This window comes from Bradyrhizobium sp. USDA 4510, from assembly GCF_054059095.1.
This window is the reverse complement of sequence record NZ_JBSSBT010000001.1, coordinates 908,377-921,943: the sequence shown is the minus strand read 5'-3', so window position 1 is coordinate 921,943 and position 13,567 is coordinate 908,377. Positions and strand designations below refer to the sequence as shown.

The window sequence follows — 13,567 nt, the reverse complement described above, 5'->3', positions numbered from 1 at the left end:
GCAAACGCCGTCGCAGCGAAATGGGTATGAAGGTACAAGGAGGGTATCGTCACCAATGCAAGCGCAATGCTGCCGAAAAACAAGCGCTGGCTGAACGTTCGCAGTTAACGATCTGAGTACACATGCTTTTAGACCGCCCGGCCTTTCCATGTGGGATCCTAATATCTTAGGGCAACAATGCGGCAATCCCTTTCGCCCCCAAACGTTCGTATAGTTTCTTACACTTTTCGATATCGAAGGCTTACATGTGTCGAGTAGAGCCGGTCCCAGAATTCTGCACAGGACGATAAGTGGAGTTTCTGCCTGACAGCGGGCACGCTGTGCCTGCGAATCAGGAGCGACTATGAGCAGACGACCCCGCCGGAACCACTCAGCGGCCTTCAAGGCGAAGGTGGCTCGGGCCGCCGTCAAGGGCGACCGAACCATCGCCCAGCTGGCAGAGCATTTCGACGTCCACCCCAACCAGATAACGACATGGAAATCGCAGCTTGAGGCAAGCGTTTCCGAGATTTTCGGACCGGGAGGCGGGACACCGGCCACGCCCGCGGTGGACGTGAAGTCGCTGCACGCCAAGATCGGCGAGCTGACGCTGGAGAATGATTTTTTAGAAGGCGCGCTCACCAAGGCGGGATTGCTGAGCGCAAAGCGATGATCGACCGTGAGCACGAGCTACCTGATCACCAAGCAGGCGGAGGCTTTGAACATCAGCCGCGGCAGCGTGTACTACCTGCCGCGGCCGGTGCCGGACGCCGACCTTGCGATCATGCAGCGCCTCGACCGGCTGCACCTGGAGTATCCCTTCGCCGGCTCGCGTATGTTGCGAGGCCTGTTGGCTTTGCAGGGATGCAAGATCGGCCGCCGGCATGTGAAAACGCTGATGCGGCGGATGGGGATAGAAGCGCTCTATCGCCGTCCACGGACGACGAAGCCCGAGCCGGGCCACAAGATATACCCGTACCTGCTGCGCGAGATGGAGATCACGCGGCCGAACCAGGTGTGGGCGATGGACATCAGCTACATCCCGATGGCGCGCGGCTTCGTCTATTTGGCGGTTGTGCTCGACTGGTTCAGCCGCCGCGTGCTGTCGTGGCGCATATCGATCACCATGGAGGCGGCGTTCTGTGTCGAGACGCTTCAGGATGCCCTGGCTCGCCACGGCAAGCCGGACGTCTTCAACACCGATCAGGGCTCGCAGTTCAGCGGACAGGCTTTTACCGGCGTGCTCGCCGCCAACGGCATCGCGATCAGCATGGACGGCAAGGGAGCCTGGCGGGACAACGTGTTTGTCGAACGGCTATGGCGCAACGTCAAATACGAGGAGGTGTATCTGCGGGCCTATGACAGCGTCAGCGAGGCGCGCACCTCGATCGGCCGATATCTCGACTTTTATAACAGCCGACGTCCCCATTCGAGTCTTGACGGCAGCACGCCGGATCAAGCCTACTTCACCCCGCTGCCACTCCGCCTGGCAGCCTAACCCCGGCAGACGCTCCACTTATCGACGCGGAGATCCTGTTCAGACAATCGGGAACCAGCTCAAGTCGTTCTCAATGCCCTTAGCCTATAGCGCGACGATCTGGGTTGGAAGAGCGCGGCGGTCAGCATGGCGAGTCAGTGTCGCGGCGCCGCGATGATTGTCGCGCGCGCATTGCCTCGCCTTAATTGTTACCGGATGCTGAGCCGTTGCCTCACGTAAATTGCTCCCTTGGATTGGGAACGAGCGGGGCGACGATGGGGTGGCTAAGCATGGCAACGCGGAAGGAACTGACAGCGGCGGCGGGCGCGCGCTATCGGCGTTCGGATCGCGCGAAGAAGGCGCGGATATTGGACGAGTTCGTCGACATCACCGGATTCCATCGCAAGCATGCGATGCGACTACTTCGAGGTCAGGATGATGCACGCCCAGGCCGGCGGGCGCGACGTCGGGTCTATAATGAGGCAGAACACAACGCGCTCGTGCTCCTTTGGGAGGCGTCAGACCGGATCTGCGGGAAGCGGCTGAAGGCGTTAATGCCTGCGCTGATTGAGGCGATGGAACGGCACGGCCACCTCGACCTTGCCCCCGAGATCCGCGACAAACTTTTGGCGATGAGCGCTGCGACGATCGACTGCGCATTGGTGCGGTCCGAGAAGGATTAGGTCGCAGGCGCCGGCGGCACGCGACGCACTCGTTGCGTCGCAGTGTTCCAATACGGACGTCGGCAGATTGGAACGATCCGGCGCCGGGATTCGTCGAGGCTGACCTTGTCGCGCATAGCGGTCCATCGGCGCGCGGCAGCTTCATCCAGACCCTCGTGCTCACCGACATTGCTACCGGCTGGACGGAGTGCGCCCCTCTGTGCGAACAGACGCTGTTGAGTACGGTGTTGACGGAATTGCGCAAACAATTGCCTTTTGCGCTGCTCGGCCTCGATACGGACAACGACACCGTATTTATGAACGAAACGCTGAAGGCCTACTGCGATGCGGGCAACATCGTCTTCACGCGTTGCCGGCCCTACCGCAAGAACGAACAGGCGTTCGTCGAGCAGAAGAACGGCGCGGTTGCGCAGGATGATCGGCTATCGTCGGTTCGAGGGCCTGGAGGCGGCTACACTGCTGGCTGAACTCTACCGATCGGCGCGACTGTTCGTGAATTTCTTCCAGCCTTCGTTCAAGTTAATAGCCAAACAGCGCGACGGTGCGCGTGTGCGCAAGACGTACAGCGCGCCGACAACGCCACACCAGCGCTTGGCTGCCGACGCTCGCACGCCCGACGCGGTTCGCGCCCATCTCCAGGAAATCTATGCCGCCCTCGACCCGGTCGCGTTGCTGCACGATATCCGCGCCGCACAGGAGCGCCTCGCGGCGCTCGCGGATACACAGCCAATCGCCCATCCTGCTGCGGCAACGCAATCGATGGATCTCTTTCTGGCAAGCCTACGAACCGCCTGGAAGGACGGAGCTATGCGACCGACGGATCGGCCAATCGTGAAAGCGAAAAGAGGCCGGCGCCGTCCCGACCCGCTCATCAGGGCAACGCCAGATTTGCGAAAATGGTTTGAGGTCGAGCCCTGGCGGACTGGCAGCGAACTGCTCTCCCGGTTGCAGGTGGAATATCCTGGAGCCTATCCGAATAAGCTTCTTCGAACGCTTCAACGTCGGCTTAAATCCTGGCGCAGCGAGCAAGCGAACGCGTTACTGTTCGTTCCTACGGAGAAAACGCCGCCGGGGTATGAGGTCACAACACCCCAATGATGTGCCAGGTGCCAGCGGAGGAGGCCGGGCGCTCCGAAACCCCGGCCATCTCCGCACCCGGCCTCCTCCTCAACCCAAGCCGGGCGCAAAATAAATGAGGCAACCGATCGCACTCGGGAGCATCGATATGTGAGGCAATACGCACTTCCATCCTGTTCGCCGCGCGGCACTTAGCCTCCCCCTTGAGGCAAAAGACGATTGTAGGAACGGCCCGCCGGATCGACCGCGATGCTTCTCTGGCCTTAAGCAACCGTCTTGGCAGCAAACATTCCAGTTGCGCTGATGACTGATCTGAGGCCGGCAAACTGGACCATTTTCGACTAGAGGCTTGCGCTGACAGAGCGGAGAGCGGACGACGATGAAGGTTTCGAAGTTTTCGGACGTCCAGAACGCGTTCATCCTAAAGCAGGGCAATGAAAGGGTCCCGGTGGCGAACATCTGTCGCAAGGACGGCGACCTATTTCAAGTGGAAGAAGAAGGACGACGGGCTGCTGCCGACGGATGAAGCACCTCGAAGCTCGAGGACGCCAAGCTGAAGAAGCTGGTCGGCCAGACTGTCGTTCGACAAGGAGATGCTGCCGGACGTGATCCCTGAAAGCTATGAAGCCTGGCCGGAAGCGCAAGCTGGTCGACGAGGTCTGTGGCAAATGGCAGGTGTCGATCCGGAGAGCTTGTGACGTTCTCGAGTTTGACCGCTCGACCTCACTACAAGTCCTGTCGCTCCACCCGCGCCACCTGGCGTACAAAACTCCGAGACTCTAACCGCCGCTGGATGAAAGTTCAGTGGCAGGTCAGCAGCTTCGCCCGCTTCTCGCTGGCGCTGACGGCCTAAATTCACATCCGGCGACACTGAGTTTAAGGCCTCAAAATCTTGCAATCTCAAAACAGCCTTCCCGCCGCATTACGGCTCCAGAACAGTCGTTTGGTTCGCTGTAAACGGACGACAAAGCCATTCAGCAGTTCAAAGCGAGTTTCACCGCGCGACCCGTCCTCGCCGCCTCCGACAAGATCGAGGCAGTTGGTGCCCCAATTGTCCATTTCGACGATGCGCCCAGTCGCCGACAAACGCCTTCGCGAAGCGGAGCACTTTCGAGAACCATTCAGAAGCCTAATCCCGTTCAACGGCTGGGCATCCAAGCCGACTGCTTACACCTGCCAGCGTGAAACGATTGAGTGGCCGCTTGAGGCCAAGGTTCTCTCTTAGTGTTTGTCCGGAGTATCGAGATCTGAATTTGCCTCGTCTGCGCAATTCAGGAACGACGAGCTCAATAAAATCCTTGAGTTCACCTGGAAGGGTTGCTGTCTTCACGCTTGGTCCTGCCAACGATCGGGACAATGCCCGGCATGATCAATACCTGATCGTCCTCCCGCCCAACGCGCGACTTTTCTTTGATTTTGCGTAGGATCGTTTACCATTTACTAAAGAAGGTTCGGCGGTGAACACCACCTCGCCCACTTCTGCGGCGAACGCTCTTCCAACGTCGGATGCCCCAGCCTGAACCAATACGGGATATCCTTGCGGTGGCCTTGCCACATTCAGCGGTCCTCTGACTGACAGGACGTTTCCTTTGTAGTCGAGCAAATGCAGCTTGGTTGTATCTGCAAAAATGCCACTTTGCTTGTCCCGAACGAAAGCGTCGTCTTCCCACGTGTCCCAAAGACCCTTGACCACTTCTACGAATTCTCTCGCTCGAGCATAGCGCGTATCATAATCCGGCAGCTCGTTTTCGCCGAAGTTTGGCGCCTCGGACGTAGATGCTGAGGTAACAATGTTCCAGGCGGCGCGCCCCCCGCGATAAGTGCTCAAGTGAGGCGAGCATGCGTGCAAGATGATAGGGCTGATGGTACGTCGTCGTCGCTGTCACGACAAGACCGATGTCTTTTGCGTTCTCGATGAAAGTGCCGTCAACAGGGTGATTGGCTCGAATCCATCGTTTCGGCCTGCACGAGCTATGCTGGCATGATCTCGTTCTACTATACTTGGAGTAATACGAAGTGAAACGCAGCGCCTTCGGCAAGTGCTGCGAGAGGAGCATAATGGTCTATATCGATTCCGCCATTTTCCGGCACGCTCGGATCGCGCCATGCACCTTCGTGATATCCCACCTGAACGAGGAATAGTCCGAGCTTCATTTCTCTATTGCGCCGCATGTCGTGTCTCCATTTGAATTATCCTCGCGTCCCGCTTCAGCCGATGGGTCGACGCAGCGCCATGGACCGGCATGCTTCAACGCTCCGATGGTCGCGCCTTCAACTCGCTTCGATGCTATCGTCTGAAGCCAGCGTTGGAAGAATGCTCCGACCATCGCGTTCTGCGATCGTAAATCTTCACCTTGGTTGGCTCCTGGAAGCTTTGTTCGCATCGCGGTAACCGCGAGAGCACGCAATTGACTGGTCAAGCTGCCACAGCCCTATAAGACGGCGCAGTGAGTGACCGTGCCGGAGCGCACAGGATCTGCCTGGCGAGCAAGCGCATCGATCGAGGCCGTTGGCGACGAAAGATTTTGGTTCATATTGCATGCTCCTTGCCGGGCCCAACGCTCATCGGCCGATAGGTGACACGTTTCGGATTGCTGAATCAATTGCTAGCATTGGTAGTTACCGGGCGCAAACTGTGGTTGCCCCACGATAGGATAGCTAGTTGTCTTCCGATCGTGGTGGCAGAATTCGGGGAGCGTGCACGTTCGCGCCCGTCAACCGAGTTCTGGTGCAGATCAACGTTGATCTCGCAGGCCTAGGTGCTTAGTCCCGGGCTTTGATGGTGCATTCTTATCGCGCGATCCGAAGAATGTGCTATGGGACAATTTTATATGACTTCGCCACCACAGAGGTAATCCGTCGAGCAACACAATTATTCAACGGAGCTTGGGAGCGCTCGCCAAGCGCTATGGGATCAACGAGAAGACTGTCGCGAAGTGGAAGGAGCGAGAGACCGTCGCCGATCTCCCTTGCAGGTGCTCAAGGACACAGCGCGCGATCATCCGACGCAAACTTCAGCAAGTGAGACAGCTTCTCATGCGGCTTCAGGCAATGTCGGAATAATGGAAGCACGCGACGCTATGGGCGGGCCTTGGGTAGCAGGCCATCGATCTACCTCCATCTCGTCCGGTCTCGTCCGCTGTCGGTGCACAAGTGTCCGGGGCGCCGACGCACTTAAACTAACCCTCTCGGGCCGTGCCCTTTCGTCTAGCGACGGCCACCATCCCGAGTCCGTGAAAATTTCGGCTTCGTCGCACTAAGCTCACAATGCGCACAATTTCGGCGATATGAAGCTCAATATCAGGTAGGTTCGGCGTCAGGCCGCTTCATGGTTTACCATGATTGCAAACTCCACGTTCTCTCAGGGTGCTCAATGACATCGCAGACTCGCCGTTCTCTCGGAATACTCGACCTCGAACGTGGGCCTCCCAGCATTCGATTTCCCCATCATTTTGGAAACTGTATCGGGGGCCTGGGCGGATACTGTTATCCCCGGCGATCCATCGCTTGAGCCGGCCTGCGTCGCAGCCGCTCGGCGCTTGGTCGAACGCGGAGCCGTCGCAATCGCCGAAGACTGCGGCTTCTCTATCCGACATCAGACGGCTGTTGCCGCGGCGGTGAATGTCCCCGTGACGATTTCGAGCCTGCTTCTAATACCGAGCTTGCTGCGCCAGTTGCCCCCCGCTGCCAAGCTCGCCGTCCTCGTCGCTGACTCAAGGCACTGCGACGATGGCCTGCTCGGGGTCAACGATTCGGTCGCTCGTGCGAGAATCGTGGTCGGCGGTATCGAAGGCGGAAACTACTTGTCGCAAGCGACGCAGCGGCCGCTGCCACCGACCGACGTCGCCGCTGTCGAGGCGGATGTCACCGCCTGCGTTGTGCGAGTTCGTGCCGCGCACCCGGAGATCGCGGCCATCCTGTTCGAATGTACGGCATTCCCGCTGGTCGCGCCGTCGATCCGTCGCATCACAAAGCTGCCCGTCTACGACATCACAAATCTCTGCCGACTGACCCTCGTGTCCCTTGTCTGACGGTCTGGTTCTGTGACAACCTGAGCGGCTCGCGGGTGACCGTGCGCCTGGGGGCGCGAACAACTTGCCCGCGACCAAGACGCTGTTACCTTATTTCGCGCTTGCCTTCCAACGCGGGTCCACCTCAACGCTCGATGACGGCGCGCTCCGAGGAAGGCGAACCATGGGCCTTCGCGCACCTTCACCAGCGAGCGGAGATCGTGTCCCCGGACGTGGTGTAACTAGCGGTGGCACACCGCGTTCACCGGCAAGAGCCGGATAGGTCAGCTGGCGATAGCCGGAAGGCTGACGGTTGGATCATCGCTCAACGGCGCGATGGTTTCCCGTCATGTAGCGGGCGCGCTGGACGGCCCATTCATCGTTCTGCTCGAGCAGGATCGCGCCGATGAGGCGAACGATGGCGTCCTCGTTGGGGAAGATGCCGACCACCTCGGTCCGCCGCTTGATCTCGCCGTTGAGGCGCTCGATCGGGTTGGTGGAATGCAGCTTGGTACGATGCTGGGGCGGGAACGTCATGTAGGCGAGCACATCGGTCTCGGCCTCGTCCAGGAAGCCGGGAAGCTTGGCAGCTTGGTACGGAGCCGGTCGGCGACCCTCCGCCACTGCGCTGTTGCTGCCTCGGCGTCGTCCTGGGCAAACGCGGTGGCGATGAAGGCGGAGACGACGCGCCGCCCGCTCTTGCCGGCATGCGCCAGTGCGTTGCGCATGAAGTGCACGCGGCAACGCTGCCAAGTGGCGTTGAGCACCTTGGCTACGGTGGCCTTGATGCCCTCATGAGCGTCGGACACGACCAGCTTGACGCCGCGCAGGCCGCGGCGGGCGAGCTAGCGCAGGAAGGCGGTCCAGAACGTCTCGGCCTCAGAGGGCCGATGTCCATGCCGAGCACTTCGCGCCGGCCATCACTGTTGACGCCATCAGCCGCTGGGCGGCAAAGCCGATCATCTCGCGCAACAGATCAGCATCAGGGGTCTTCTCCACGAGCGTGCGGAGGTTCATCATCTCGTCGGTCATCGGTGGTTCCTCGGTTGCGTTGGCGTGTCGCAACCCGATCCTACCGGCGAATCGCCGGTGACCACCGCAAAGCCGCCCGCCCGCTACAGCGCTCTTTGAGGGCGCGCGTGCGGGCGGCTTTGCTCTACCGAGCTACACCATCACTGGGGACACGACCCCAGCGGGGACCAACGGCGTGCAATTCCATCCGGAATCGATGCTCATCGAATAAGGGTCTCTACGATTAGCAAACTATCTGCGGCTCGCAGAGACTTCGTGAACAGAGGGACCGAAACATGTCTTGCGGCGCCACCAGCGCGTCGCTGTGGACGTCCATTTCAATGCGAAACCTCATCTATCGGTAGGCTGTAATTCCGCCGGGATCGAGTGCTAACGAACTTTGGCTCAACGCGAGCGTCAGGCCAAGCAGCTCTGGAGCACAATTACTTCGCTTTAGCACCAGAGATCGATCTCCCGATGCGTGGACGCTCTTAGTGGCTCTGCACCGTGATTTTGACGGGTTACGTTGAGGGTCGGTCAGATTAGCTCCGGCAGGCTCGTGGGATCAAAACGAGGACCTCGATGCTCCGAGGGGTTCTTGGCTGCCTTCTGATGGGGCCAGTTCGCTACAGCGTCACATTGGGGTAAAGGGGATGGGCTGACGCGGAAATATTCCTGCATGTCGGTTTCGGCCGCGGCCTGCGATGCAGCCGAGTATGGAGGTATATAAAAGCCAGATACTGCCCCTGCTTGGGCGTGAAGGTTTTTGCCGCGGAACTCACACCCGCCATCCATTCAGTTGTTCGTGCGTGCCTCGAATAAGGAGGCACGCCATGAGTGTACGCTATCGGGTCGAACTCAGCCAAATCGAGCGCGCTGAACTCAAGGCGCTGCTTAGCGGCGACAAGCATGCGCCCCGCAAGCTCAAACGAGCACAGATTCTGCTCGCCGCCGCGGGCGGCGACGAGAAGATCGCCAGGAGCGTCGGCGTGAGCAGCTCGACGTGTACCCGGACCACGTGCCGCTTCGTGAGAGGCAGTCTGGAACGGGCGCCGAGCGACGAGCTGCGACCGCGAGGTCCGTCAGCCCATCCCAGCCAAGGGAGATTGAGATCGGCGTCCTGCGCGGCCAGAGCTCGCAAGATCTACGCCCCCAAGCGTGAGTGCTTCGCGAAGTTTACGTTTGGGAACCGACAAATAAGGTGCTGCCCGCTCCCGCGCCAAATGGATGTGTACGACGGAAAAGGCCCGCGCAAAGGTGGGGCGAGCCTATGCAGATACTTCCAAAGAGTCATAAGTTACTGCCCGCAGCATCAGGAGCACTTTCATCCATGGTCAAGACTTGATCCGAAATGCAAAAGGTCCCCGGGGGGCATCCCGGAGACCTTTCTGGAGATCACACGATCTAGGTAGCTATTTAAACTCTCTTGGTTCGGTGGTCTGCCGGCGACTCACCAGTTGCGCTGAGCGGAAAGCAGCATTGTAAGGCTGTTTTGGTCCTTCAACTGATACACAGTGCCTGGCTTGGCAATACCCGACTGCTGCGGCTGGGTTACGGTGCTCCCGCTGGCGTACTTCTGATCTAGCATCGTGTAATTGAGCTCGGCAGAGAAGGTCAGGTTCTTGACTGGCGTCCAACCCGTCTTCGTACCAACAACCGCATAGTTGAAGTCGGGGTTACAGCCAGCGACTCCGCTCGACAACGCGAGACCTGTAACGAACGCTTTGCAGATGTAGCCCTTGGCTGTGCCGCTATAGCGCACAGCAGCCCACGCACCGTACAGGCTGGTTGTCCAGTACGGATTCCAGTTGTGGTTAAAGGCGCCGTTGAAGCCGTAGGTCGTGGTCAACTCCTGACCAGCACCTGCAACGAACACGGTGTCAGAAGCGCCGGCAAGCCCGACACTTTGGTAGGCACCGGGCAAACTCGTACCGCCGTACATCGCGAAGGCGGATGATATGTAACTATGAAAGTTGTAGCGGCTTGCACCATTCGTGTACACACCTGACATGTTGATCGTGTCACCTGGACCCGTCGGCAGATTCTTGATCGACAATGCTAGCTGACCAGCCCAGCCCCACTTGTCATCCGGATGGCCGGTGAGCTCAGTTCCGCCATAGTAAGCCGCATGATTGTCATGGGCGGCAGCTGACGCCTGGAACAGGCCCCAAGCCTGATCAACGCGAAGCATGGCGACAAGGTCTGGAGCGATCGTTCCGGCGATGTCATTGGCACCGTACGTACCAGTGGCGAGGCCTGAGGCGCTCGCAGCGCTTACGTTCCAGATGTTGCTTGTGTAATTGGCGACTTGATCTTGGGCTGAGACAGACACCGAGATGCCCTGGCCGAAATCGGCGGTATAGGTGAATTGGTTCACGCGCTCCCAGCCGCCGCTGCCGGGGAGGTCGTACAGGTTGCCCGGATAATCAGCCCAGGGGGAGGTGAACTGCGACTGCGCCTTACCGATCGTGAAACCAGCGAACTGGATAAAGGCGTCGTAGATTCCGATCGCACCGCCAGCAACAGCGCCAGGGCTGGCATTGTTTGGCGCCTGAACGCCACCGAGCGACGAGTAAACTGTCCCGCCGGCTCCATTTCCGGAGTAGCCTGCTGACGTCCAGCTGAACACCGTGGAGAAATAGGTGCGGACCAAGCCATAATCGGTCGCGGTACGCGTATCGATGCTGAGCTGTTCGCGAGAACGCCACGTATAGGCGTTGCTGAGCCGGTTTTGCGCGCCGCCCAAGCCAGCGTCGTTAGGATAGGCGGCAGTATTCCCGTTTACCGCGAGCCAGCCACGGAGATAACCACCAAGTTTGATACACGTATCAGTGCCTGGGATGTAGTAAAATCCAGGACCATAAAGCGAGCAGACCTTCACGTACTCGACCGCTTTCGCCTTTACGGGAAGATCGGCCGCCTGCGCCCCAGCGCATGTCAACCCTGACGCAGTACCGAGGACGAGCGTTGTCAATTTCATCGATGACCCCCTGATACACCCCCATCGGACGGAATTCTCGCCGTCCGCTCAGCAACTGTAAGCCGGTCTCTAAAGTGGATATTCGCTAAAGTGTGACTTGCGTGGTCGAAATTCTGCGCCAAAGGAGACGATTTGCAGATTCTTAGCGCATTGAAGCGACGCGAGAAGACCTGTCGAGCCGACATGACACGTCGAGGGTACCCGACAGTGCCTCGATGAAGTCACTCTTCCGTATGCTCCGGCTAGCGCGATCGGCCCTGCAATCAGGTATGATCGCCAGGGGCTTGGATGCGCCATCTGCATTCGCATATCGAGCCGAGAACGTACTGCAGACCGGCCGACGACGACTCATGATCCTGCTCGCCGAGCTGGGGCACCCTAACGGTCCTGCAGGTCAGCGTAGCATCTCCGAGGCAGTGCTGCGTAAACCGCGCCAGATGGTACTTCGTAGTCATTATACCAGCATGACCGCGCCCGCCGCATCCCACGCCGCGAACAGATTGCCGGCCAAAGCCAACTGCGCGCTAACCGATCGAAGTTCGCACGAAGCATAGCATAGCATCGATGTCGCGCTTGGTAACCCAGCTAGCCTGAGACGTATGGCCGTCCAGCCTTCGACATGATCGGGCATTTTCAAAGTAAGCTGACCTGCCACTGCGTATTTCCTCCAGATCGAGTTAGAGTCCAGCCTGAAGAAGGACGGACAGATGAGGCGAGCAAGGTTCAAGAGCAGATTATCGCGGTGTTGAAGGAGCATGAGGCTGGGGCAAAGACAGCCGACCTGGCGCGCAAGCATGGAATCTCCGAGGCGACAATCTACAACTGGAAGGCCAAATTCGGCGGGATGGATGTCTCTGAGGCCAAGCGGTTAAAGGCGCTGGAAGAGGAGAACGCGAAGCTGAAGAAGCTCCTGGCGGAGCAGATGCTCGATGCGGCCGCCCTGCGCGAGCTTCTTTCAAATAAATGGTAGGGCCCGCCGCCAAGCGCGCTGCGGTCGCGCATCTGCAGGCCGAGATGAGCCTGTCGGAACGGCGGGCCTGTTCGATCGTCGGCGCGGATCGGAAGATGATCCGCTACCGCTCAAGCCGTCCGCCGGAGGCGGCTCTGCGCGGCCGGCTGCGCGATCTTGCCAACGAACGGCGACGGTTTGGCTACCGCCGGCTGTTCGTCCTGCTGCGACGGGAGGGAGAGCCCTCGGGGATCAACCGGATCTACCGGCTTTATCGGGAGGAAGGGCTCACCGTCCGCAAGCGGCGTGCCCGCCGCAAGGCTGCAGGCACCCGGACGCCGATTCTGGTGGAGGCCAAGCCCAATGCCCGCTGGTCGCTGGACTTCGTCCACGACCAGTTTGCCAACGGTCGGCGCTTCCGCATCCTCAACATCGTCGACGACGTCACCAAGGAATGCCTGGGCGCCATTCCGGATACGTCGATCTCGGGACGGCGCGTGGCCCGCGAACTGACGGCGATCGTCGCACGACGTGGCAAGCCAGGAATGATCGTGTCCGACCATGGCACCGAGTTCACCTGCAACGCCGTGCTCGCCTGGAGCAAGGACACGGTTATCGACTGGCACTTCATTGCGCCAGGAACGCCGATGCAGAACGGCTTCATCGAGAGCTTCAATGGCCGGATGCGCGATGAACTGCTCAACGAGACTCTGTTCTTCGATCTCGACGATGCCCGCACCAAAATCGCTAACTGGGTCGCCGACTACAATATCCGGCGGCCTCACTCGTCGCTGAAATACTCACTCCTGCGGCCTATGCCGCCCACCTCACCGCAACGGACGACCGGCTCCGCAACCCCGACCAGCTCCGCCGATCGTCCGTTGCTCCACCCGCGCCACTTGGCGTACAAACAACCGAGACTCTAACCGCTGCTGGATGAAAGTTCAGTGGCAGGTCAAAGCCATCATCAAATCAGCGGACGTCGTCCTGCTTTTTGCAGTCATTGTCGACATCCACTTTGTCTTTTGCATCACCGAAGATCATGACGTTGCGCGTCGATCGCGGCGAAAACATTTCACGAAAGGGGCAAAACAACGATTGCAATCGTGTTGGATTGAAAAGATGGACTTTCTTGGATTGAAAGAACGGACCTGCTATTCCTCGTGGTGTCCACGAGAGGATGGGCCGCTAACTGACGTCACACGCCGAGTGTACATCTCTTTGCGCTTTTTTCTTCGGCCACTTGCATAGAACGCAAACAATCGGGCTTTCGATTCCCCAATCTATAGCCCTTTCTAATTTCGCGTTCTGGGGCGCCTTGGCAGATTAATACTTCAGAAGAGAGGAGGACGCGCGAATTGTGGTGGTGGGCTCATTTGGTGGTCCGTTTCGTGAATTGGT

At 59.2% G+C, this 13,567-nt stretch carries 2 protein-coding genes and 8 pseudogenes; 7 read left to right on the top strand and 3 right to left on the bottom strand.

The features are described from left to right. Positions 1–343 precede the first annotated feature (343 nt). From ACVMDN_RS04185 to ACVMDN_RS04175, 3 pseudogenes are all read left to right on the top strand, one after another. A pseudogene (locus tag ACVMDN_RS04185) lies at positions 344–1,477 on the top strand (IS3 family transposase). A 254-nt stretch (positions 1,478–1,731) separates the two neighbouring features. Next, a pseudogene (locus ACVMDN_RS04180) lies at positions 1,732–3,237 on the top strand (ISNCY family transposase). Between the two features lie 358 nt (positions 3,238–3,595). After that, positions 3,596–3,994: pseudogene (locus tag ACVMDN_RS04175) on the top strand (transposase); the annotation flags it as partial. A 351-nt stretch (positions 3,995–4,345) separates the two neighbouring features. On the opposite strand, the pseudogene ACVMDN_RS04170 reads toward ACVMDN_RS04175, so the two are convergent. Beyond that, positions 4,346–5,388 (bottom strand): annotated as a pseudogene (locus ACVMDN_RS04170) (NtaA/DmoA family FMN-dependent monooxygenase). A gap of 637 nt (positions 5,389–6,025) precedes the next feature. On the opposite strand from ACVMDN_RS04170, the pseudogene ACVMDN_RS04165 reads away from it, so the two are divergent. Together ACVMDN_RS04165 and ACVMDN_RS04160 are read left to right on the top strand one after the other, a co-directional pair. Next, positions 6,026–6,186 (top strand): annotated as a pseudogene (locus ACVMDN_RS04165) (IS481 family transposase); the annotation flags it as partial. A 449-nt stretch (positions 6,187–6,635) separates the two neighbouring features. Further along, positions 6,636–7,247 (top strand): hypothetical protein, encoded by a 612-nt coding sequence (locus ACVMDN_RS04160; protein WP_456835586.1) that lies wholly within the window; start codon positions 6,636–6,638, stop codon positions 7,245–7,247. A 263-nt stretch (positions 7,248–7,510) separates the two neighbouring features. Here ACVMDN_RS04160 and ACVMDN_RS04155 read toward each other — a convergent pair. Next, positions 7,511–8,166: pseudogene (locus ACVMDN_RS04155) on the bottom strand (IS256 family transposase); the annotation flags it as partial. Positions 8,167–9,070: 904 nt separating this feature from the next. Between ACVMDN_RS04155 and ACVMDN_RS04150 the strand changes: the two are divergent. After that, positions 9,071–9,310: pseudogene (locus ACVMDN_RS04150) on the top strand (IS630 family transposase); the annotation flags it as partial. Positions 9,311–9,687: 377 nt separating this feature from the next. Here ACVMDN_RS04150 and ACVMDN_RS04145 read toward each other — a convergent pair. Continuing rightward, the gene (locus tag ACVMDN_RS04145) at positions 9,688–11,217 is read right to left on the bottom strand and encodes a porin (RefSeq protein WP_456835588.1); all 1,530 of its coding nucleotides are present in this window, start codon (positions 11,215–11,217) and stop codon (positions 9,688–9,690) included. 733 nt (positions 11,218–11,950) lie between these two features. Between ACVMDN_RS04145 and ACVMDN_RS04140 the strand changes: the two are divergent. After that, a pseudogene (locus ACVMDN_RS04140) lies at positions 11,951–13,106 on the top strand (IS3 family transposase). Positions 13,107–13,567 lie beyond the last annotated feature (461 nt).